This window comes from Parageobacillus sp. VR-IP (assembly GCF_013357975.1).
In the GTDB taxonomy this organism is placed as follows: Bacteria; Bacillota; Bacilli; order Bacillales; family Anoxybacillaceae; genus Saccharococcus; species Saccharococcus caldoxylosilyticus.
In genome coordinates this window covers 122,480-146,556 of record NZ_JABVYQ010000001.1, presented here as the reverse complement: position 1 = coordinate 146,556, position 24,077 = coordinate 122,480, and the positions used below count along the sequence as shown (strand labels likewise).

General features: G+C 46.6%; 19 protein-coding genes. 3 read left to right on the top strand and 16 right to left on the bottom strand.

The genetic code is table 11. From position 1 onward, the window contains the following. Positions 1-5: 5 nt before the first annotated feature. The 8 genes from addA to HT574_RS00825 all read right to left on the bottom strand — a co-directional run bounded on the left by addA (position 6) and on the right by HT574_RS00825 (position 12,620). Positions 6-3,740, bottom strand: coding sequence for a helicase-exonuclease AddAB subunit AddA (gene addA, locus HT574_RS00860; protein WP_175243130.1), 3,735 nt, complete (start codon positions 3,738-3,740; stop codon positions 6-8). 1 nt (position 3,741) lies between these two features. Beyond that, positions 3,742-7,242, bottom strand: coding sequence for a helicase-exonuclease AddAB subunit AddB (addB, locus tag HT574_RS00855; RefSeq protein WP_305798060.1), 3,501 nt, complete (start codon positions 7,240-7,242; stop codon positions 3,742-3,744). Between the two features lie 295 nt (positions 7,243-7,537). Next, complete coding sequence (gene lepB / locus HT574_RS00850) at positions 7,538-8,101, bottom strand: signal peptidase I (protein ID WP_375154078.1); 564 nt, start codon at positions 8,099-8,101, stop codon at positions 7,538-7,540. Then, complete coding sequence (locus HT574_RS00845) at positions 8,098-8,721, bottom strand: TVP38/TMEM64 family protein (protein ID WP_175243128.1); 624 nt, start codon at positions 8,719-8,721, stop codon at positions 8,098-8,100. The genes lepB and HT574_RS00845 overlap by 4 nt, the downstream gene beginning before the upstream one ends. A gap of 184 nt (positions 8,722-8,905) precedes the next feature. Next, positions 8,906-9,448, bottom strand: coding sequence for a competence protein ComK (locus HT574_RS00840; RefSeq protein ID WP_017436490.1), 543 nt, complete (start codon positions 9,446-9,448; stop codon positions 8,906-8,908). A 147-nt stretch (positions 9,449-9,595) separates the two neighbouring features. Beyond that, positions 9,596-9,802, bottom strand: coding sequence for a hypothetical protein (locus HT574_RS00835; RefSeq protein WP_175243127.1), 207 nt, complete (start codon positions 9,800-9,802; stop codon positions 9,596-9,598). Between the two features lie 120 nt (positions 9,803-9,922). Beyond that, complete coding sequence (aceA, locus tag HT574_RS00830) at positions 9,923-11,209, bottom strand: isocitrate lyase (protein WP_042408640.1); 1,287 nt, start codon at positions 11,207-11,209, stop codon at positions 9,923-9,925. A 142-nt stretch (positions 11,210-11,351) separates the two neighbouring features. Beyond that, complete coding sequence (locus HT574_RS00825; RefSeq protein WP_175243126.1) at positions 11,352-12,620, bottom strand: M48 family metallopeptidase; 1,269 nt, start codon at positions 12,618-12,620, stop codon at positions 11,352-11,354. A gap of 137 nt (positions 12,621-12,757) precedes the next feature. On the opposite strand from HT574_RS00825, the gene HT574_RS00820 reads away from it, so the two are divergent. After that, positions 12,758-13,348, top strand: coding sequence for an SCO family protein (locus tag HT574_RS00820; protein ID WP_175243125.1), 591 nt, complete (start codon positions 12,758-12,760; stop codon positions 13,346-13,348). A 148-nt stretch (positions 13,349-13,496) separates the two neighbouring features. Here the strand turns inward: HT574_RS00820 and HT574_RS00815 are convergent, their stop codons facing one another. After that, positions 13,497-13,802 (bottom strand): AzlD domain-containing protein, encoded by a 306-nt coding sequence (locus HT574_RS00815; protein WP_175243124.1) that lies wholly within the window; start codon positions 13,800-13,802, stop codon positions 13,497-13,499. Continuing rightward, entirely contained in the window at positions 13,795-14,514 is a 720-nt protein-coding gene (locus HT574_RS00810; RefSeq protein WP_175243123.1) for an AzlC family ABC transporter permease, read from the bottom strand. Before HT574_RS00810 ends, HT574_RS00815 begins: the two co-directional genes overlap by 8 nt. Positions 14,515-14,673: 159 nt before the next feature. Between HT574_RS00810 and dat the strand changes: the two genes are divergently transcribed. Beyond that, a complete protein-coding gene (gene dat / locus HT574_RS00805; protein WP_175243122.1) occupies positions 14,674-15,540 on the top strand; it encodes a D-amino-acid transaminase in 867 nt (288 codons plus the stop codon). A gap of 30 nt (positions 15,541-15,570) precedes the next feature. Here dat and HT574_RS00800 read toward each other — a convergent pair whose 3' ends face one another. The 5 genes from HT574_RS00800 to HT574_RS00780 all read right to left on the bottom strand — a co-directional run bounded on the left by HT574_RS00800 (position 15,571) and on the right by HT574_RS00780 (position 20,971). Further along, on the bottom strand, positions 15,571-16,365 hold the full coding sequence (locus HT574_RS00800) for an ABC transporter ATP-binding protein (RefSeq protein WP_175243121.1): 795 nt from the start codon (positions 16,363-16,365) through the stop codon (positions 15,571-15,573). Beyond that, positions 16,331-17,335: an ABC transporter permease gene (locus tag HT574_RS00795; RefSeq protein ID WP_175243120.1), complete on the bottom strand. Its 1,005-nt coding sequence runs from the start codon at positions 17,333-17,335 to the stop codon at positions 16,331-16,333. Before HT574_RS00795 ends, HT574_RS00800 begins: the two co-directional genes overlap by 35 nt. Positions 17,336-17,392: 57 nt before the next feature. Then, positions 17,393-18,388 carry an ABC transporter substrate-binding protein gene (locus tag HT574_RS00790; protein ID WP_042408629.1) on the bottom strand — a complete coding sequence of 332 codons (996 nt, stop codon included), beginning with the start codon at positions 18,386-18,388 and terminating at the stop codon, positions 17,393-17,395. A 134-nt stretch (positions 18,389-18,522) separates the two neighbouring features. Continuing rightward, positions 18,523-20,067, bottom strand: a complete 1,545-nt coding sequence (locus HT574_RS00785; protein ID WP_175243119.1) for a fatty acid--CoA ligase family protein — start codon at positions 20,065-20,067, stop codon at positions 18,523-18,525. 160 nt (positions 20,068-20,227) lie between these two features. After that, positions 20,228-20,971, bottom strand: coding sequence for an MBL fold metallo-hydrolase (locus HT574_RS00780; RefSeq protein WP_175243118.1), 744 nt, complete (start codon positions 20,969-20,971; stop codon positions 20,228-20,230). 372 nt (positions 20,972-21,343) lie between these two features. Between HT574_RS00780 and yhfH the strand changes: the two genes are divergently transcribed. After that, complete coding sequence (gene yhfH, locus HT574_RS00775; RefSeq protein ID WP_175243117.1) at positions 21,344-21,481, top strand: protein YhfH; 138 nt, start codon at positions 21,344-21,346, stop codon at positions 21,479-21,481. A 167-nt stretch (positions 21,482-21,648) separates the two neighbouring features. Here yhfH and HT574_RS00770 read toward each other — a convergent pair whose 3' ends face one another. Further along, positions 21,649-24,051 carry a YhgE/Pip domain-containing protein gene (locus HT574_RS00770; RefSeq protein ID WP_175243116.1) on the bottom strand — a complete coding sequence of 801 codons (2,403 nt, stop codon included), beginning with the start codon at positions 24,049-24,051 and terminating at the stop codon, positions 21,649-21,651. Positions 24,052-24,077 lie beyond the last annotated feature (26 nt).

Genomic DNA, 24,077 nt, shown 5'->3' with positions numbered 1-24,077 from the left:
ATTTTTTAAACGGAAAGAAGATGCGATCCGTCAAATAAATATAAATAGCATTCATCAACACGGGTGCGCCAAATTTGTTCGACAGCGCGACGGTATAAACACATTTGTGTTTCATATCGGGATATAATCACCTGCTTCGCTTCGCTCCATCCGCCGTCAAACCGATTGGTGACCGTATCTGTTTTAAAATCGATTAAGACAAGCCCTTTTTCGTCGGCAAACAGGCAGTCGATCACCCCTTGCACCAACACTTGTCTTTCTTCGCCAATGCCGTCGCCGTATACTTCTTTGGCCGGAAGCGCGAAGCTAAACGGAACTTCTCGGTACACTTCGGCAGCGGCACACAAGCGCTGACCAATGTCTGTTGCGAAAAACGCGACAACGCTGGAAACATCGATCGCTTCCGCCTGTTCATGGGTCAGCAGCTCCCGTTGCACGAGCTTTGCGATTTGCTCGCGAACAGACGATTCAGTAACCGGTGCGGTTATGTCTACATGCTGCATAATGATATGCATTGCCGTTCCTTTTTCCGCCGGTGTCAATTTTTTCTCCTGCATAAACAGCGGACGTTCAAAAATCGGCGCGAAAGTGTGCTGAAGCAGCAGCCGGTCCGCGTTTTCCCCAAAAATGTCGCGCTGCCGCTTTAACTCTGATACCGTTTGCTTGGCACGCACCATCGTTTCTTTTTCATACGCGTACCGCCACGAAAGAAGGCGCTCTATTTCCTCTTTCCGTTCCCCTATGTTCGGGACCGGATCTCCTTTTTTTAGCGCAGACATTATTTGTTCATTTGCCTGGTCCGCTTCCGCATTTTCATCGTTTAACTGACTCGCCGGAATGACTTCCATATGCCAGGTGGACGGGTGGAAAGCGATTTTTTCGCACACACCGGGCACATCCGTCAGCCGCTGTCCATCGCGATGGCGGATAAGCGCTCTTCCGATCCAATCTAAATAACAGCGGGCGGAAGCGCGGACATCATCAGGCAAGAGCCATCCTTCTTCCGTTGCGGCGCTTTTCCATTTGGCTATTTCTTTTTCCGCATCTTTTACGGCAGCGACTAAATACAATTTTTCTTTCGCTCTTGTTAACGCCACATATAAAATCCGCATTTCTTCCGCCAAAAAGTCGAGCCGTTTTTTCTCCCGGATCGCCATTTGCGGCAATGTCGGATAACTGATGCGCAGCTTCGGATCCACAAAGCGCGAAGCAAAGCCGAGTTCTTTATCAAGCAAATATGGGCCGTGTAAATCGCGCATATGAAACGGGCGGGCTAATCCGGCTACAAACACGATCGGAAATTCGAGCCCTTTGCTGCCGTGGATCGTCATCATCCGCACAACATCTTCTTGCTCGCCAAGGGTGCGTGCCGCGCCCAAATCATCCCCCCGGTCTTGCAGGCGCTCGATAAACCGCAAAAAACGGAACAATCCGCGGAACGACGTTGTCTCATATTGGCGTGCTCGGTCATAAAGAGCGCGCAAATTCGCCTGCCGCTGTTTTCCTCCAGGCAGGGCGCCGACAAAATCGTAAAACTGCGTATCCCGATACAGCTGCCAAATTACATCGGCCAGTGAACGCTGCCGCGCCATCGTCCGCCATTGTTGTAATTGTTCGACAAACGAACGCAATTTTTCCTGCAGCCTTTCTTCTTCCGTACTCTCTGCCGGTTTCTGTAAAAAGGCCATCATTGCCTCATAAAATGTCCCTTTTTTATCGCTAATGCGAATCAGCGCTAACTCATTTTCGTTTAAGCCGACGATCGGCGAACGCAACACAGCGGCAAGCGGTATATCTTGATACGGATTGTCGACCACTTTTAACAGAGACAGCATAATCGATATTTCCGTCGCCTGAAAATAGCCGGAAGATAAGTCCGCATACACCGGAATACCATGCGCGCGAAATTCTTCAATGATCTGCGGCGCGTTTGTCATCGACCGAAGCAAAATGACAATATCCCGGTACATCGCGCGGCGCATTTGTTTTATGTTGCGATCATACACATAAAACGGCTTAGATACGATTTCCTTTATTTTTTTCGCCATCACGCGAGCTTCAAGTTCCGACAGCGCCAAGTCGCCGGCATTCCATTCTTCCGTTTCTTCCCCATCTTTGCTGCTTCGGTCTACGATGATGAATTCTGGAACAGCCTGCTCGTAATCAGGATAGTCAGTGGCTCCATATTTTAATTGCGCCGCTTCGTCATAATCCATCTCGCCGACGTTCTCGTCCATGATTTGCTGAAAGATAAAGTTGGTCCCATGCAGCACTTCGGAGCGGCTGCGAAAATTGCTCGCTAAATCAATTTTCATTCCTGACTCGCTTCCGTCCGATGTGAACCGTTTATATTTGCTTAAAAACAACAGCGGTTCTGCCAAACGGAAACGGTAAATCGACTGCTTGACATCGCCGACCATAAATAAATTTCCCGTATGTTCATTTCCTTTTTTGACCAGCTGCAAGATGGCCTCCTGCACCATATTCGTATCTTGATACTCATCAACAAGCACTTCGGCAAACTGTGCACGGTAATCTAAAGCCGCATCGGAAGGAAGCCACTGTCCATCTGGGGAGTCTGGATGGCGTAAAATTTGCAAACAATAATGCTCCAAATCGGAAAAATCGACAATCCCCTTTTCCCGCTTATATGCCTGAAACATTTCCGCAAAGCGCTTGACCAAGCGCACGATCGTTTCGACAACCGGCTTCATCTCGCGCATATGCCGAAGCCATGTGGCTGGACGAAGGGAAAAGACGTTATCGCGCAGCGATTCCAGCTTCTTTTTCGCCTGTTCGCGCAATGATTTCGCTTCCTCGATCAATTGCGGGTCGTACTCATTGCCGCGGCACGAATTCAACCGCGATAGCGACAAAGCCTGCAGCGCTTCATACAGCTCGTCCCATGACTGCTCTAACAACGTTTCTAAATGATGAATAAACTGCAAATCACTGCGATAATTTTCCGCGTATGGCAGCGGTCCTCCCGGCAAGTTCGTCAAATGAAGCGCCCTTGTAATAAACCGTTTTGCCGCAGACAGCTCCATCGTTACGTATTTTTTCAAATAGCAATAATATGGAAGCTCTGCCACCGATGCATTTTCCTCGATGTCATACATGGCGGCCAACTGATCGAGCCATTGCTGCGGTTCTGGATGCGAGCGGGAAAATTCATAGATTGCTAAAATCATCTCCTGCAGTTCGGCATCGCTCCGGTCCCCTGTATAGCGGTCTACCACATCGAAAAACAGCTCATTATCGGTCTTGCCGTACTCCTCCTCGAGCAGCTCTTCCATCACTTCCTCTTTCAGCAATTCGATTTCTGTATCATCGGCGATGCGAAATACAGGATCCAAGTCAATGAAATAATAATATTTACGAATCACATCCAAACAGAAAGAGTGGATCGTCGAAATCGAAGCGCGGTTTAATAAGCTGAGCTGCCGCCGCAAATGGAGCGAGTTTGGCTGCTTCTCCAGCTCACGTTCAAGCGCTTCAGCAATTCTTGCTTTCATTTCTGCCGCCGCCGCGTTCGTAAATGTAACAACAAGCAGCCGGTCTACATCGATAGGATCTTCTTCCGCCGTTATTTTTTGGATAATCCGTTCAACAAGCACAGCGGTCTTTCCGGATCCCGCCGCTGCCGCGACAAGAATGTCCTGTCCGTCGACGGCAATCGCTTTCCACTGTTCATCGGTCCAACGGCTTTCTGCCGGCTTCGGGCGAAACGTGACGTTCATTTCAGTCCTTCCCTTCCGATAATTTTTTCATGATCGCCTGATTGTCCTGCGGCGTTAACAGCCGGTAACGATTGCCTAGGAATGATTCGTCAAACTGGCAAACCGGCTTAAACGGGCAGAATTCGCAAGGAGTTTGTTCCTTTAGCTTGTACGGAGCGATATCAACGGCTCCGTCCACAATTTGTATGCCAATCATTTGGAACAGCTGGCGAATATGCTGGCGCAGATAGGCGAAATCTGTTTCACTGACAACAGAAGATTTCGAATGAATCGCACCTTTTTTTGTAATTTGAGCGGGAACGACGAGCGACCATTTGCCTTCTTCGATGTGCATATCCATCAAGCGGATGGCCTCCGCGTCTTCTAGCAGCAGACCTCGCATTTTAAACTGCTCGAGCAGCTTTTTCTCGATTTCTTTTTCATCTTGCAGGAATTGATTGCTTTTTATCATCGGATTGTGCACATGGAAATAAAGGATGCCGGCAGGGAAAGCTTCTTGGCCGACCAGCTGTTCGGCATACGTCAGCACAATATCCAAGTACGTAAGCATCTGCAAGGCGAGACCATAGTATACTTCCGTTAAATCTAGCGTTTTGGCGCTAGATTTATAGTCAATTACGCGCAATAAAACCCCTCTTGAACTCTCCGCTTTATCGACGCGGTCAATTCGTCCGACCAGTTCCATCACGGTGCCATCGGGAAGACGGAACGATAGTGGCGGAAGCACGCCGTTAGGGCCGAACTCCAGCTCCAAACCGACCGGCACAAAGCCGCTTGCCCGTGCGTGCTCGCTTAGCACATGCGCCGTTCTGGCGATGACGTTTTGCAGTTTCCGCTTCATATAGTAGTAGCGATTCGAGCTGAATAATACCTTTTGCTGAATGAGTGGTGCGACCTGTTCCACCGCTTCGATGGACAGCCGCTCGCATTGCTGTTTGGATAAATGGCGCCAATCGGTGTTTGCTTCACGCAGGCGGTCGGATATCATTTTCAGCGCAGAATGGAACAGCTGGCCGATGTCCGGAGCTTCAAGCCGGAAGACGGTTCGCTCCTTTAGGCGTAAACCGTGAGAAGCAAAATGGGAAAACGGGCATTTTTGAAATTGTTCCATGCGCGATACGCTAGCTTGGATTTTTTTTCCATACAGCCGCTTGCTGATTTCTTTTTTCAACGGCGCTGTTTCATTTGTATAAAATAGCCCGGAGATTGCTTTTTGCACCTGTTTTTTCCAATTTGAGTCGCTGATGAAAAAGTTGTATACATCCCACCATAGCGGGTCAATGGAATAATTGCGCTTCCATGCCTGAAGCTGTGCGACGAGATAAGTTTGCGTCGCGCGTGGTGCGGTCACAAACGATGCTTGTTCCGCAGGCGCTGCATCGAGCGGATCGTTTCCGCATACACGCTTTTGCAAATACGGAAATAAATCAGCCAGATGCTTGATGACGATCGAAGGCGGCAGTGCTTTTCCTTCTTCATTGGCAAGCGGATAAGTGACATATAGGCGTTCGCTTGGGCACGTTAATGCCAAATAGATGAAAAAAGGTTCATAAAATAATTGCTCTCTCCCTCCCGGAGCTACTCGCGCGCCCAGCTCGTGCAATAGCTGCCGCTCCGCCTCGGCGATCAACCCGTCTTCTTTTGCTTTGGCCGGAATCACCCCGTCATTGACTCCGATCACAAATGCACATTTTATATCGATGAGGCGTGAACGATCCAGCTGCGCGATAATCACTTGATCCATTGCCGGCGGGACAAGCGCAAATTCAAGACGGTCGAGACCCGTTTCAATAATGTTCGCAAACTCCGTAACAGGGAGCGTTTCATCCCCTAGCATTTCCACGTACTGGTTGAGCAAATCGATCACCGCGTTCCATACTTGTTCATGATGTCTTGCTTCGACGAGTTTTCCCTGCTCTTGTGCCGCCTTGCTCATGTTCTCCAGCTTTTTAGGAATTTGCAATTCTTCTAAAAATAGATAAACCGCTTCGCAAAGGCCTCGTCCGTCTTTTGCCCGGCGCATGCGGCGCTCGAGCCGCAGAAGCGGAGATGCCACCATCTCGCGCCATTGATTCAGCTTTTCTTCATATTGCTTCTCTTCGTCCGTCTGCGGAATCGCCAGCCCTTCTAATGCCTGATAGCGACGGTATGTCCAACGTTCGCCGTTCGTCCATTTGTCCCCTTTCACGCCGTACGCGAGCACGTAATTTTCCAGCTTGTCCATCGCTTCGCGCAGCGCGGCTACATCTTCGCCAACCGGAAACAGCAAATCGGTCTTAATCGCGCGGAACACTGCTTCATAACGCCACCGCGACGTCACAATTTCCATGCTTGCCCGTAGCAATTCAATGAGCGGGTGATGGCGCATCGGCTCTTTTTCGTCCATAAAATATGGAATATGAAAATCGGAAAAAATCGTTTTGATGAAATCGCGATATGCTTCCGTATTGCGGACGATGACGGCGATATCACGATAGCAGTAGCCTTTGTCGCGGACAAGATGAACGATTTCCCGCGCGATCGCCTCGATTTCTGCCCGGCGGTTTGCCGCTTCATACACGCAAATCGCATCGCTCTTTTCCGAATAGACAACGGCGGGGCGATCATGATAATGTGCTTCAAGGTGGACGATCGCCGCTTCCTGGTGGCGCCTATTTTCGCCCAGCACGACCGGATCTTCGATCGCAACCCCATTTAACAGCGCTATTTCGCGAATGTCATGGTATGTTTTTGCCGTTAAATAAAAGAGATGCAATTCGTTTGGCAGCCGTTCGTCATAAGGCGCATCCACCGTCAACGAAACGGTGACGCGACGGCAATGAATCAACAGCTGCTCAAGCACCATATACTCCTGCGGGGTAAATTGATGAAAGCCGTCCACATAAATCTCGGCGTCGCGCAAGTAGCGCGATTGCGGAATTTTTTCCGCAAGCAGCCGCAAATAGTCTTCCGAATCGATATAGTGATTGGCTAAACTTTTTTCCAGTTCCTCATAAATCATCGATATATCATTTAACTTATCCGCCAGCACTTTTTCAACGGGTTTTTTTCGATGTTCCTCCAACTCTTGTGCGTGTTGGCGGAGCTGCTGTGGGGTAAGGCAATACCGTTTACACTCCGTAATCATGTCATAAAGCTGTTGAATAAAACCGGTTTTATCAACCGCACGCCCAAATAATTGCAGTTGCTGCTTGCGATGTTCCACAATTTTGCGGATCATCATCTGCATGCCAACATCGTTAATATGATATCGATTCATTCCACCCGTTTCCTGCAAGACCCGCCACGCCAGCCGTGTAAAACTAAATACTTGTGCGCGGATCATTCCGCCAATTCCAGGTGTATGTATCAACGCGTATTCGGATTGAAACGTCATTTGTTCCGGGACAAGATAAATAATCGGTTTTCCTTTCGGCTCTTCTTGTAATTTGCGGCGAATCTCATTTAAGCATGTTGCCGTTTTTCCGCTTCCTGATCTTCCTAGCAGAAATCGAAGCGACATGGATATCACCTTCATTTTCCATTATTTCCTTCATTTTAGCACATATGTTCGTGTTTTGGAAGAAAAAAGCGCGCTTCCCTTTCCATTCCTACGTAACCAGTGTAAAAGGAAAGCACTGCTATCGCAACACGTTTTATTTTCCATCGGCGAAAGAAAAAAGGTATCCACGCGCAATTCGCATCGCTGAATACCTTTTTTTAGTCCTTTTGAAAATGATATTGCAAACGGCATGCATGACGAGACAACCTGCCAAACATTCCATTCATTGACGATTTTTATGTTCCCCGCTTTTTCATTAAAACTGGACTGCGAACTGCCGCACAGGCCAGTAGCGCAAATCTACTTTCCCTACTACCTGACTGATTTTCACGAATCCAAAATGGCGGCTGTCCCAGCTGCTTAGCCGGTTATCACCAAGGACAAAAATGTATCCTTCCGGCACCCTTTTTTTCCCTGTCAGTTCCTCTAACGTAAAATCTCCTGTCAGCTTTCCGTCAATCAATTTTTGCTTATATGGCTGCAAATAGGGTTCATTGACTTTTCTTCCATTAACGTACAGCACATCGTTTTTATATGCGATTTGATCGCCGGGAAGCCCGATGACGCGTTTGACGTAATCTTCTTTTTTATTGGCATGAAAAACAATGACATCAAACCGCTGAATATGCCCGATATGATAACTTAGCTTGTTGACGATGAGCAAATTTCCTTCCTGTAATGTCGGCATCATCGATTTTCCTTCCACCATATAATTGGTGAAGCAAAAAAGCCGAATGAAAATCACTGCAAGCACCCCGGCAAAAAGAGCCAGCTTGCGCCACCATCTTCCGTTTTTCTTCATTTTCCCATCACTTGTCATTCTGCGCCTCCCTCATTGCTCTGTTTCTCAGTAAGCGAAAATCTCGCTTCCACCCTTTTTCCCGTGTACCATAACAATATAATAACAACTGCAATCGCGATCGTGCGCAACGGTTGCTTCACAAGCGCCACAATGTCATAACCGATAAAACTAATGGTAAAAATCATAACCATTTTCCCTAATAATACCGCTAAAACAAACTGCTGCCGGCTGATCCGTGACAATCCCGCGACAATGTTTACCACCGCTGATGGAGTGAAGGGAAAACAATATAACAAAAACACGGGGCCAAAACCATGTCTTTCAATCCAATACATAAACTGTCTAACTTTCCGGTGGCGGCTGACAAAACGAAAAAAGCGTTTCTGTCCGATTTTTCGCGTCAGCCAAAAAACGAGAATTGAACCGAGGCAGGCACCAATCCAAGAAATCAAAAATCCCTTCCATAAGCCAAATGCAGCCGCATTAGCCATCACAAATACAAACATTGGCAAGATGGGAAAAAATGATTCCAACAATGTTGCCACAATTCCTGGAAGCATTCCAAAAGAGCGGTATTGTTCCAGAACCAATAGTACGTTTTCGAGAGTAAACCATTGTTTTATTGTTTCGATGTCCATGTATACTCCCCATTCAAATTCCTTATGTTTATATATTTATTTTACACACTTCTACGGGGAATTTGAACTAATCTTTACAATGCTAATGATTGAAATATTTTCATTATTAGAGATGCGGCACGTTCATGGCTTTCTGTTTCAAGTGCGGGAAAAGCCGATTGATGTAATATCGTTTAGCGAGGATTCATTGCTGCTGCCAGTCTTTCGATCGATTCATGCGAAATACATATTGCAATTTACGCTCCCTTGCTTCCATCCGCTCCGAGAGCTTCGTTCTAAGCTGAGCTGTTCGGTACAGTTGATTGACAAAAGAATGATAGGAAACATCCAGTAAAATACTTTTTTCATTTGTAAAATAAACGATTGTCTGATCATTTTTGGTAGGTTCATATTTATATACGTGAATGTGTGACAGCCATACACAGCGGGAATCACTTGGGGAAATTGTCGGGAAAACGTAAATTTCGTTGAGCGGTTCAATGGCGATTGGAGCTTTATGGGTAATGCCGATAACGGCTCTCGTTCCCTCTTTTCGGCCGCGAAAACTAGCTCCATAATAGTCGCAGCTTCGTTTAATAATATCGATCGGTCTCATTTTCACGATACACTCTCCGTCTTCCTCAATCACTTTCGCATAGGAATCGCCGTGAAAGTGATGGGGCAAGACCGCCATCGTGTAGCGGCTGATAATAAATTTATCGAGGACGACAAATTCATTTACCTTCATTCTATTTTCTCTCCTCTCTTATTGGGACATTGTATCTAATTCTATCATACCATTAATAGTTATATTTTTCTATATTTTCAAAAAACATTAAATCATTTTTTACCATAAAACACACAGAAAACCCATAACAAAAGTCATGGGTTTTGTTCAAGAATTATGAAACACTTGATGAACCTCTTTTGCCGCTAAGTATTCATTCGCCTGTTCGAGCGCCGTATGCTCGCCGACCGAATCTCCCGCATATGCTTCCTCGTTCATAAACGCCGGCTGAAAATGGAAATCTGTGCTCATGCGGAACTCCGAATGCAACGCCGGTTCGAACGGCATTTCTCTTTTCCCCTGTCCTTTTTCCATATGATCGCCTCCTATGCTTAGGATGCGTTATTTTTCCCAAATGATACAATCCTATAAAAGGAAAAAGGGCACGCTTATGTGAAGCATGCCCTTCTTTATATAAAACTCCCCCATTTCCCCTTATGCCGTCGTAAATTGCTCTTCTTCCGTCGAACCTTTTAGCGCAATCGTCGATGATTGACCGCCAGAAATCACTTGCGCCACTTCGTCGAAGTAGCCGGTACCGACTTCGCGTTGATGTTTTGTAGCTGTGTAACCATATTTTTCTGCAGCAAATTCCGCCTGTTGCAATTCTGCATATGCTGCCATGCCGCGCTCTTTGTATCCGCGCGCCAATTCGAACATGCTGTAGTTTAGCGTATGGAAACCAGCGAGTGTAACGAATTGGAATTTGTAACCCATTTTTGCGAGTTCTTTTTGGAAGTTGGCAATCGTTTCATCGTCCAATTTTTTCTTCCAGTTAAATGATGGCGAGCAGTTGTAAGCAAGCAATTTGCCTGGGAATTTTTCATGAATCGCTTCTGCAAAGCGGCGCGCTTCTTCCAAGTTTGGCTCGCTTGTTTCGCACCAGATTAAATCTGCATACGGCGCATACGCTAAGCCGCGGGCGATCGCTTGGTCAAGCCCTGCTCTTGTGCGGTAAAAGCCTTCTGTCGTCCGCTCGCCAGTAATAAATTCTTGGTCGTACGGGTCAATATCACTCGTAATTAAATTCGCTGCATTTGCATCCGTACGAGCGATTAACACGGTCGGTACACCCATGACATCTGCTGCAAGACGCGCCGCAATTAAATTACGTACCGCTGTTTGCGTTGGAAGTAGCACTTTTCCGCCTAAGTGACCGCATTTTTTCTCCGAAGAAAGCTGATCTTCAAAGTGGACGCCGGCTGCTCCCGCCTCAATCATCGCCTTCATTAATTCAAACACGTTCAGCTGGCCGCCGAATCCAGCCTCAGCGTCGGCGACAATCGGCACGAAATAATCGATATCGCCGCTTCCTTCCAAATATTGAATTTGATCTGCGCGCTGCAGCGCTTGATTAATCCGCTTCACCACATGTGGTACGCTATTTGCCGGATATAAGCTTTGGTCCGGATACATTTGTCCGGCAAGGTTTGCATCTGCCGCCACCTGCCAGCCGCTCAAGTAAATCGCTTTTAGCCCTGCTTTAACTTGCTGAACAGCTTGGTTTCCAGTTAACGCTCCTAACGCGTTAATATAATCTTCGCTATTCAACAATTTCCATAGTTTTTCTGCTCCGCGCCGGGCCAATGTATATTCGATGTCAATCGAACCGCGCAATTTAATGACATCTTCGGCACTGTACGGGCGGACAATTCCTTTCCAGCGCTCTTCATTTTTCCAGCTTTCTTCTAATTGTTTGACACGTTCTGTAAAACTCGCCATTTTCCTTCCCCCATCTCTATATTGTTATAATACATTATCGATTTGTACGTAGTTATTATATAACAGAAAAACAAAAAAGAAAATAGTTTTTTTAAAATTTTTGAAAAAAATACGCAGAAAGGAATTCCTTTCTGCTTTGTCATCATTCTTCCTGCAAAGGGGGCGCATACTCTTTTAAAAAGACGATCCGTTCTAACATCGTTGGGTGGGTATAACGGAATACTTTTACAACAAGCGGTGGATTGACTTCGCTTAACCCTGCTTTTGTCAGCTTTTGAAACGAAGAAATCGCCGCCTCTTTATTCCCCGTCAGCTCGATCGCATATCGATCCGCCGCGTGCTCTTCATAGCGCGACACCGTATTCACAAGCGGACTGACGGCAAAGTTAAGCAATGAAACTAGAAGCAACAGCAACGGAAAAGAAGCGATATCACTCAACCGGCGAATTCCGATACACCTTCCCCATCGGGCGAGACTCCATCCTATCATCTTGCCGACGAGCCACAGCCCAAAAAACGCTAAAACAATATAACCGGCAAGCCCCCAGTAAATATGTTTCATCACGTAATGCCCCATTTCATGGGCCATAACAAACAGCACTTCATCTTCATTTAGCCGCTGCAATGTCGTGTCCCACAGCACGATGCGCGCGTGGGAACCAATTCCAGTGACATAGGCGTTTAATGCATTTGTTTTCTCTGACATATTTACCTCAAATACATGCTCGGCAGGAATATTTGCTTTGCTTGCCAGCGCTAAAATTTTTGTTTCCAACTTTTTATCTTTCAGTGGATAAAACTCGTTATATAACGGATCAATGATAACTGGCTGAATGAACATAAAAAAAATCATAAACGGCACACACAGCATCCACGCATACAGCCACCAGCGCCGCTCAAAACGGCGGATCAGCCAATACAATACCGTCGCAGTCAAGACAAGCAGTACGGTATGGATGAAAAAATCGGTCATCCTGTCGCGAAACCAGCTGGCCAGCGATTGAGTGCTGACGCCATAGGTGCGGGAAAGGTGATAGACGGCAAATTGAATGGGAAGCAAAAGCACTGTGGTGATCAAAGACAGCCAAAACGCATAAAGCGCCGATTGTATAGGAACCCATTTCGCTGCCCGCTTTACCCATGTTCGCAGCGCCTGAGCGACGCCAAATGCCAATAGGCCAAAATAAATTAGCCATTCGTACGGAATAGAAAGAAAAAACAACAAATCTTTCCACCGCGAATATTCCCCGCTTAACTCTAGCTCTTTCGGCGTTAGAAATGTGGCGGGATCCGCGCTTGTTCCTTTCCACTGCGGCGGGATTGATATATCGGCGACACCGAGCAAATACCATGCCATGCCGATCCCGTACAGCACATAAATGGCGAGCGCCCAATAGACTAATTTTTTCATGCTATGCCCTCCTTAACAACGTTAGTATTTCTATTGTAATCACTTCTTCTTTCATTAAGAACGTCAAAGAAGTGTCATAAATATCTTTCGTTTCTGTTATCATTATCTTGTATGATAAGCATAGGAGAGTGATCATCGTGAAAAAATTGTATTTATCGTTGATCAGCTTGTTTATTATTTGCATCGGTGCCGGCATCTTTTATTTCACTGTATACAAACAGGCAAAGATGAGGCTGCCTGATGATGTAGTGATGGAAACAGCTTGGGGAAATGAGTATCATTTCAACGAGATGAAGCCAAAGATCCGCTTGCTGGAATTTATGTATACCAACTGTCCGGATATTTGCCCAAATACAACCTTTCAAATGACGAAATTGCGTTCAAAACTGGAACAAGCGCATGTTTTTGGCAAAAAGGTCGAGTTTATCACGATTACCATCGACCCGAAGCGCGATACTCCTGAAAAACTGCGGACGTACGCAAAAACCTTCGGCGTGGACAACGCCCAGCAAGGCTGGATGTTTTTGCGCGGAAGCGAAGCCGATACGAAAAAAGTAGCCGATGCTTTCGACTTTCAATATCGCGACCCCGGCAACGGTATGCTGATTCATACGACACTTACTTATTTGCTAGACGAAAATGGACGCGTCATCGAACAGTTTGGCATGGGCAAAAAGCGGTTTCACGTAGAGGAAGTGTATGAGGCGATTATGGACGAGCTTCAATAACGGCAAAAACAGAACGGTCCTCTCTGTCTCCTTCGTTAATCTTTTTTCTTTTCATCCTATAAACAGGAAAAAGGCAGGCTGGCCTATTTCGGATTCAAACAGGCGCCTGCCGTTTTTTTATTCTGAATGCATAAATTCTGTCTTATTATTACCAAATCAACGCATATACGCTTAATACAGCGACAGATATGAGAACAACGATAATGACGTTTGCCCCGAGCCAAGCGGCGACTAGTGCACTCGCAAACCCGAGAACACCAAACCAAATATCGTCCTGAATGAAAAAAATGCCAGGTACAATGAGAGCTCCTAACGCCGCATATGGAACATTTTTCAATACGCCTTGCCAAAACGGCGGCAGCTTGACGTGTTGAAACACGACAAGCGGAAGCATGCGCGGAATGTATGTCACAAGCCCCATCCCAATAATCATCCAAACGATCGTGCTATTCATTTTGTACTTCCTCACTTTCTTTCATGAAGCATTGCCCGATCATTGCCGCTACTAATGTCGCAATGACAACCGACCACCCTTTGGAAACATGTAAAAAAAGCGTGCATATGGAATTTATCACCGCCGCCATCCCCGCAAGCAAAATCGTTTTCCGCTGCTTTTTCAACGCCGGAACAAGCAAGCCAATAAACATTGCATATAGCGCCACCGACATGCTTTCTTGCAAGCTTTGCGGCAAGCTTGCCCCAACAACATATCCGATCGCCGAATTAATAACCCAGCTTCCGTACGCCGTCAAACCGAGGCCGAACATGTATGGGGAGTTGACCGTTCCTTCTTTCATTGCCGCTACGGAGAACGTTTCATCCGTAATTCCGAACGCATAAAGCGCTTTTTTCCAAAGCACGTCCGGTTCTGCTTTTTCGTTTAGCGAAGCGGACATAAGAAAATGACGAATGTTCAAAATAAACGTCGTCAGTACAATTTCAAACGCTCCCGTACCGATGGTAAGCAAATTTAACGCGATATATTGTGAAGCACCGGCATACACGATCGCGCTCATCATAATCGTTTCTGCAAGCGTCAGCCCCGTTGTTTTCGCAAGCAAGCCAAACGTAAGCGCAATCGGCATATAGCCAATGGCAATGGTTACTCCTGCTTGCACTCCTTGGCGAAACTGCGATGATTTGCCTGCTGCTAATGTTGTTTCCACGATGAATCCCCCGTTTCTATCTAGCTTTATGTAATATTATCTAAAAATTGTTTATTTTTCGCAATAACCAATTCATCGCGCTTCGACCGGAATATTTTTATTCGTGATATACTGAAAATAAATAAAATTTTATACCGACGAAAAAAGGAGCTGAAACCGATGACCTTAAAACCATATGTACTAACCGAAAAACAATTTCTCCCCTACCACGAAGTAACCTATCCAATGGAAGAACGGGGATTGCAGTTTGGTGATGGTATTTACGAAGTCACACGCATCTATCAAGGAATGTACTTTTTGCTCGAGGAGCATATCGACCGCCTATATCGTTCCGCCGCGTCGATTCGCCTTTCTGTTCCTTTTGACAAAGATGTGCTGATGGAAAAACTCGAACAGCTGCGGGAAATGAACGACGTCAAAGAAGATGCGATTCTCTATCTTCAGGTGACAAGGGGGAGCTTCCCGCGCAACCACGCGTTTCCGACCGAGAATCGTTCGAATTTGTACGCCTATATTCGGGAAATGCCAAGAAAAATCAATGAAATCGAACAAGGCGTGCGGGTGATTTTGACAAAAGATGTCCGCTGGGAATATTGCTACATCAAAAGTTTAAACTTACTGCCAAACGTGCTTGCCAAACAGGAAGCTGTGGAGCGACGAGCGTTTGAAGCCATCTTTCACCGCGACGGCATCATTACCGAAGGCAGCTCTTCGAACATTTTTCTAGTCAAAGATGGAAACATATACACCCATCCGGCGACAGAGCGCATTTTAAACGGCATTGTCCGCATGAAAGTAAAGCAATTTTGCAGCGAGCTTGGCATTCCGTTTGTAGAAGAAGCGTTTTCTATTAACGATATCGCTGAGGCAGAAGAAATGTTTCTCACCAGCACCACGTCATCCATTATTCCGATTATTCAAGTGGAAGATCAAATAATTGGCGATGGCAAGCCGGGAGAGCTGACGAGAAAGCTGCAGGCCGCCTATGAAAAAGCGGCGGGGCTTGCCGTTAAAAGCGGAAAATAATAAAGCGGGGGCGATTCCCCGCTTTATCTATTATCCTAGCACGGCGCGGTCGCTGGCGAATTGGCTGCCGCGGATGCGCTGAAACTCCTGCAGCAGCCGCTCAACCGTCAATGCTTGTTTTTCCTTGCCGCTTGCTTCGAAAATAATTTGTCCGCGGTCCATCATAATGAGGCGATTGCCGAGGCGGAGTGCCTGCTCCATATTATGCGTTACCATCAGCGTCGTCAGTTGATATTTTTCAACAATTTCTTTCGTCAGCTCGGTAACGAGCGCGGCGCGCGCCGGGTCCAGCGCGGCGGTATGCTCATCCAAAAGCAGCAAATCCGGCTTCGTAAACGTCGCCATTAACAGTGACAGCGCCTGCCGCTCCCCGCCGGACAGCATCCCGACTTTGGCATTCAACCGATTTTCCAGCCCCAAGTGGAGTGTCTTTAATATCTCGCGGAAAAAGTCACGCTTTTGTTTTGTGACGCCGAATTTTAACGTGCGCCGCTTCGTGCGGTTGTAAGCAAGCGCCAAGTTTTCTTCGATGGTCATATGCGGCGCTGTGCCGGCAAGCGGGTCTTGAAATACGCGGCCGATATAGCGGGCGCGTTCATGCTCCTTCATGGCTGTGACATCTTTGCCATTGATCCGCACCACACCCGTATCAGGAAACAGTCGTCCGGAAATAATGTTCATCATCGTTGATTTTCCGGCGCCGTTGCTGCCGATAATCGTAACGAAATCTCCGGGGGCAAGCGTTAAATTAATCGTTTGCAGCGCTACTTTCTCATCTACAGTTCCCTCATTAAATACTTTCGTAATCTGTTTGAGCTCCAGCAACGTGCTCCCCCCTCGCTTGTTCTTCCATTTTCCGCTTTTTCCGCCGTTTTTCTTTGTGCATAGCAGCAATGTTTGGAACGATCAAAGCAATCATGACAATAACAGCAGTGATGAGCTTCACATCTCCCGTTTCCAAAAACTGCACCCGCAGCGCAAGCGCCAAAATGATGCGGTAGACGATCGCGCCGCCGATGACCGCCAATGTAGCGCGCACAATCGAGCGCGTGCCAAACAGCGCTTCCCCAATAATGACCGAGGCTAGTCCGATGACGATCATCCCGATTCCCATGCCGACGTCGCTAAATCCGCCATATTGGGCGACAAGCGCCCCGGAAAAGGCGACGAGCGCGTTCGATAACCCGAGACCAAAAATGATGAGCCAATCGGTATTGGCTGAAAAGCTCGATACCATCGGCTGATTGTCCCCGGTCGCGCGCAGCGCCAGCCCGATTTCCGTTTTCAATAACAGGTCAAGCAGCAGCTTGACGACGACAGCAAGCAGCGCCATCGTGATGAATATCGCCCATGTTCGCGGCTGAAATCCGGAAAAAGCAATGACGCTGTTCAACACATTGTCTATCCCTGTTTTTTTCCACGCCTCCGTGATGATCGTCATGACCGTTTCCTGCTGTAAAAGCGGCACGTTCGAGCGTCCCATAATACGCAGATTAATAGAATAAAGAGCAATCATCATTAATATGCCCGATAATAATGAATTAATTTTCCCCTTTGTATGCAACAACCCGGTAACCGCCCCGGCGATAAATCCAGCGCCCAATGCGGCGGCGGAAGCAAAAAACGGATTCGTTCCGTTAATAATGAGTACGGCAGCGACAGCCGCTCCTGTGACAAAGCTGCCATCCACTGTTAAATCGGGAAAATCTAAAATTCGAAATGATAAATAGACGCCAAGCGCCATAATCGCATAGATGAATCCTGCTTCCATAGCACTAAAAATCGCCGTTAACATACATACCCCCACCTTTTTGAAACATATCCCTCCTTGATGCCAAGGAGGGATATGTGTTTATTCCGTATATTCGGCAATCGAATCCCATTCCGGGTTCAGTTCGATGCCCATGTCTTTCGCCGCCTTTTTGTTAATCAACAGCTTTAATTTTTTTGGATATTGTACTGGCAAATCAGCCGGTTTTTTGCCATCTTTTAAAATCTTTACGGCCATTTCCCCAGCTTGATAGCCAATGTCGTAATAATCAAACCCGTAAGCGGCAAAGCCGCCGCGCTTCACCGAATCCAATTCGCCAACAAACAATGGAATATCGTGATCGCTCGCCACTTGAATGATCGACTCGAGCGCAGAGACAACCGTATTATCGGTAATGATATAAATACAGTCTACTTTTCCGACAAGCGATTCGGCTGCCTGTTTTACTTCCGCAGACGTCGATACAGAAACGGGAACAATTTGCAAATCCGTGCCTTTGATCGCTTTTTTGACGACATCAACTTGGGCGACGGAGTTTTGCTCCCCAGCGTTATAAACCATGCCAATGCGATTGCCGTTTATATACTTATCGATGAATTGCACCGTTTTTGGAATCGCATCCGGATGCGTATCGGTCGTCCCCGTTACATTGCCGCCCGGCTTTTCCATCGATTGCACGAGCTGTGCTCCGATTGGATCGGTAACCGAAGTGAACACGATCGGAATATCTTTCGTTGCATTGAGTGCGGCTTGGGCGCTTGGCGTTGAATTGGCAAAAATTAAATCTACGCCATCCGATACAAAGTTATTCGCAATCGTCTGATTGTTATTCATGTCTCCCTGCGCGATTTGCACATCATAGGAAACGGACAACCCTTTGTCTTTCAGCGCTTGTTTAAAACCTTTGAAAGCCGCATCCAGCGAAGGATGCTCAACGATTTGCGTCACGCCGATATGGTACGTTTTCTTTTCTGCTCTCCCTTTGTTTTCACTCGTTTCTTTTGCCCCACAGCCACTCAGAAGCAAAAAGCTTGCCGAGCATAACATCGCCAAACGCTGAATCCTTTTTTTCATCATCCCATCCCCTTGTCGCTTTATTGCTTTTTAGCTTTTATACTTTTTTGCTTTTATGCATTAAATTATATAAATTTATGATTCTATTTTCAATAATATTATTTAAAAAAAAAGAAAGTACCGAAAATTCGGTACTTTTACGAATGGGATGAAATTAACCGTTCTTTTAGAACGCGCCGCAAAATTTTTCCAGTCGCATTTTTCGGAAGCTCGTCTAAAAACTCGATTGAACTAGGAACTTTATATTTGGCAAGATGCTGATGGCAATACTCGATCAATGCCGTTTCCGTTAATTGCGGGTTTTTCGAAACGACAAACCCTTTTACCGCTTCGCCGTAATCGGGATCCGGCACGCCAACGACCGCTGCTTCGACCACATCCGGATGGCTGTACAGCACTTCTTCTACTTCCCGCGGATAAACGTTATAGCCACCGACAATAATCATTTCTTTTTTGCGATCAACAATATAAAAATATCCTTCCTCATCCATTCTCGCTAAATCCCCGGTGTGGAGCCAGCCATCGCGGAGCGCATTGGCAGTTTCTTCCGGCATTTTATAGTAGCCTTTCATCACGTTTGGACCACGGACAACCAGTTCGCCGACTTCCCCTACCGGCACTTCCTCGCCAAATTCGTTGACCACTTTGCTTTCCACGTTCATAATACTTGTCCCAATCGAACCTGGTTTGCGCGGACGATCGAGCGGGTTAAAGCATGCAACCGGCGATGCTTCCGATAGGCCGTAGCCTTCCGAGACAATGACTTTGAATTTTTGCTCGAAATTTTTTAACAGCGCGACCGGCATCGATGAGCCGCCGGAAATGCAGAGGCGCAATGTGCGGAAATCTTCCGCACTTCCTCCCTGATATTGATATAGAAAATTATACATTGTCGGCACGCCGACAAAAATGGTCGCTTGTTGTTCGCGGGCAATTTGAAAAATTTTCGCCGGACTAAATTTTGGAACGATGAGGACGGTTCCGCCGTTCATCAGCGGCGCATTCAAGGCCACCGTCAAACAAAATACATGGAATATCGGCAAAGTCGCGATCACGCGGTCGTTTTCATTAATTTTTAAGTAATTGGCAATATCCTGGGCATTGCTATATAAATTTTTATGCGTCAGCATCGCTCCTTTTGGCTTTCCGGTCGTTCCCGACGTGTATAAAATCACGGCGACATCGTCATCTTGCAGCTCCGGACCTTGAAAATGCACATCGCCGGATTGCAGGATGTCTGTAAACGATTTCATTTGTTCCGGCAACGAAATCCCTTTTTCCTTTCCTTGTGGCGTCCTGCAAATGATCACATGTTTGAGAAGCGGCAGGCGTTCTTGCACTTGGGCGAACAGCGGAACGAGCAAGTCGAGCGCGATGACCGCTTTTACATCCCCATTCAGTAAAATATATCCGATTTCATCCGCCGTATAAATCGGATTGATCGGAATGACCGTCGCCCCCAACCGCAACGCTCCGTAAAAACCGATGACGAACTGCGGCGAATTTCCAAGCAGCAGCGCAATATGGTCGCCTTGGCGGATCCCCATGTTATATAATCCGCTGGCGAATTTAGAAATGGCGGCATTCAATTCCCCGTATGTACTGCGCTCCCCTTCAAATACATACGCTGGTTTGTCGGACAGCTGCTGTGCTACTTCCGCCAACCGTGACGATAAATTCATAAATCGCCCTCCCCCAAAATAATGAATGAATTATCATTCATTTTATAATTAAAAAAATTCTAACTATACTAATTATAAAAAATATAAAAAGGGAGAGCAAGAAAAAGCTTGCCCTCCTGCAAAAGCTCCAAATGGCATCGTTAACCCAAGAATAGAATTGTCAACTTAATTCGTGTTTCCACACAAGACCTGTTTTCGCCAGCTGTATTTTTCCAGAAAATTGCTGTCCGGCTTCTTCGACAAGCTGCGCATGATCGCCAAAATGCGGCAAATGAGTGAGCCACAGTTCCGCTACACCGGCATCGCGGGCAATGGCGGCCGCCTCCTCGCTTGTCATATGACCAGCGGGTGCGGCGTTTTGTCCGGCGTAAAAGTTGCATTCGCAAATAAGCAAATCGGCATTTTTTGCAAACGGCGCAAATTCCGGCAAATAGCTGGAGTCCGCTGTATACACGACCGTTTCTTCTCCTGCTGTAATCCGCATCGCATAACAAGTCACTGGGTGCACGGTTTTCATAAACGTGATATGAAACGGTCCCACTTGAAGCGGCTCTTCCGGATGATAAGCGATTCCTTTCGTTATCCCTTCGTGTGTTAAACGGGCAAATTCTCCTTGATCATATGGATGGCCGTAAATCGGCAGCACAGGCAAATCCATGCCGAGATTTTTCTTAATGAGGCGCCCATATTGCAACGGGCCGATATCGGCAACATGATCATGATGATAGTGAGAGACGACGACGGCATCCAGTTTTTCTACCGGCACGTAATTTTGCAGTTTGGACAAGACGCCGCTTCCACAGTCAACGAGCAACCGAAAATCGTCGTGTTCAAACAAATAACCGGATGTTGCTTCATTGGCTGCGGGAAATCCTCCCCAATAGCCGATGACGGTAACTTTCATACGTCTCCTGGTTACTAAAATCTATAAAAATCGATTCATCGCGATGGAACCAGCAAAACTGCTTGCCGCTCGGATTCTCACTGAGTTCCATCGGGAAGGGAATCCCCTTGTCATTCACCTGCTGTGAAAGACACCCCGTGGCTCGCTGTCAGCGACAGCACCTGTCGCGCACCATTCCTTCCATCGGTCCGTACACGACAACGATTTTAGCAACCAGGTCTACACCTCCCTCCTTTATGTATTCATCTTTTATCATCATACACCAATTTCATTCGTTTTGCATCTTTGTTGAAATTTGTTTTAAAACAGTTATTGACAAAGTGTTTTCTGTTATAATACAATACAAGTAACAAAACAACGGAGGCGATCAAAATGTTGGTGAAAGTGTTAGAATTTTTCAAAAATCTGCCGCCAAAAAAATGCGTGCAATGCGGCAAAGAAATTGAAGAGCAACATGAGTGTTATGGAAACACATGCCCTGATTGTCTTAATGTCACTTGCCAGCAATAAATAATGAAAGCTGTCATCAACCCTTTCGTCACGGATACCAATAAACTGTACTTCCAACATATCGATCCCCAACTGCAGGAAGATTATTCTTTCTGCCAGCTGCTTGAAAAGATGCTTCTAACCAAAGGGGCATCTTTATTTTTTTTCAAAAAAAGCTCCTAAAGCAATTAAGCTTCAGGAGCTTCCGTTTTATTTTTCAATAACGTGTAAAACTGGCGTTGATGCTGAACGGTAAAATATACAATTGTTCCGATGCCGAAAATGACGAGAAATAACGCCAAAATCGCTGCATTGTGCCACATAAAGGCAAAATCGCCAGTAGAGATGGCCGCTTTAAATCCGAATATGGAGTACGTCATCGGCAGCCAAGCGTTAAAATGCTGCAGCGTTTTCGGAATGAGTTCAAGCGGGAACGTGCCTGCGCTTGTTGTCAGTTGCAAAATCAGGATCACAACTGCAATCAATCTTCCCGGATCGCCAAGCAATGTTACAAAAAATTGGACTAAAGAAATAAACGTAATGCTTGTGACGATCGTAAATAAAATAAATTTCGCAACGCTTTGTACATGGATATCGAGCGCGCCAAGCAATACCGCGTCCGCTAACAGCGACTGAAGGATGCCTATGGCGGCTAAAATGCCGAACTTGCTGAAAAACCAGCTGATTCCCGATTTTGGCACAGCGGCAGGTTCGCGCAACGGAAATACGATCGATAAAAAAAGCGCGCCGACATACAATCCTAAAGACAGGAAATATGGCGTAATGCCTGTTCCATAGTTTGGCACATGATGGATTTTTTCCTTTTCTTTTTTCACCGGATCGGCAAACATGTTATATACATCATCATTAGCTTTTACACTGTTCGCTTTTTTCGCACCGTCTTTTAACTTGTCAGCCAATTCCTTCGAACCATGGTCCAATTTGTTCATGCCGTTCACCAGTTGGTCGGAACCGTTGGACAGTTTATCGATTCCTGCCGACAAGGCTGAAGCACCGTTGTCGAGTTCAGTCATGCCGCTTGCCAGCTGTCCCGAGCCAGCGGCAAGCTGATTCGTGCCATCTGTCAATTTCCCGGACCCCTGCGCAAGCTGATGCAGGCCGGACGACAATTCCCTGCTTCCAGCGGCAAGCTGATCTACCCCTGTTTTTCCTTCCGCTAATTTTTCACCAAACGTCGTCAATCCTTGCACTACTTTTGCCTGTCCGGCCACAAGCGCATCGACACCGCTTGTCAATTGCTGCTGGCCGGCCAAAAGTTTTCCTACTCCCGCATTCAACGCCAGCTGTCCCTGATGAAGCCCAGCAGCCCCATCGGCAAGCCGATCCGCGCCAGTTTTTAATGCAATGGCGCTATTGGTAAGTTCATTTATTCCACCGGCAACTTGCTTGCTACCTTCCACAAGCGGCAGCAAATTCTGTTTCACCGTTTGCAATAACGCTTTTTCTTTCGGGTCTGTCGTTTTGGAGATCAACCCATCTAGTTGTACCACTGCTTCTTCTAGCCCTTGGCTTACTTGCGCTGCTCCTGCTTTTGTTTGATCCGCTCCTTGCTTCCATTGTTCCATGGACGATGCAAGCTGGGCGGCTCCTTCATGTAATTTCTGTGACCCATCCGTTAATTGCGGCATTTTTTCTTTCATTTGTTTCATTCCGTTCAGCGATTGATGTAGACCGCCGGATAACTGTTGCGCTCCCGTTTCGACTTGTTTCGCTCCCGCCAGCAATCGCAAATGGCCGTCTTGCATTTTCGCAAATCCGCTTTGCAATTGCTGAAGCCCGGCGTTAAGCCGATCGGCGCCGGCGCTCGCCGATTGCAGCCCGTTTTCAAACGTCAGCGAATTTTCTGCAAGCAGTTTTAAGTTTTTATATAGTTTTGCAGCGCCGTTTTTCGCTGTATGCGCACCTTCCTTTAATTTACTGCTCCCGTCTTTGGCAGAGTGAAGACCGGTTTGCAGCGCTGCTCCCCCGTCTTTTACCTGCTTCACGCCATCATGCAGCTGATTGGCGCCACCGCTCGCTTGCTCGATCCCTTTCGCCATTGCTTTCATGCTGTCCAACATTGTTTCTGCATATGTTTTCGTGACGTTTTTAGCGACTTCTTCTTTAATTTTTTCTATCGCTGAATCGCCAATTTGCGCTGCTAAAAAGTTAAATCCTTCGTTTGGCATATAAATCAGTTTCATCGGCTTCGGATGTTCGTCTTGCAATGTTGTCGCGTTTTCGGAGAAGTTTTCCGGTATGATGACTGCCATGTAATATTTTTGATCTTCCAATCCTTTTTTTGCTTCCTTCTCTGACACAAAACGCCAGTCGAATTTTTTATTTTCCTTTAAGTTTTTGACTAATTCTTTTCCAAGCTTCAATTTTTCGCCATGGAATTCCGCACCCTTATCGCTGTTGACGACCGCCACTGGTAATCGGTCCAAATGACCGTATGGATCCCAAAATGCCCATAGAAACATGCCGCTGTATAAGAGTGGGATGAACAAAATGGCGATGATAGGAATGAGCATTTTTCGATTGCGGACGATAGCCTGTACTTCTTGCCATAATAACGAAATGCCCCTCATTGTTCTCCTCCTTTGTACAAATGACC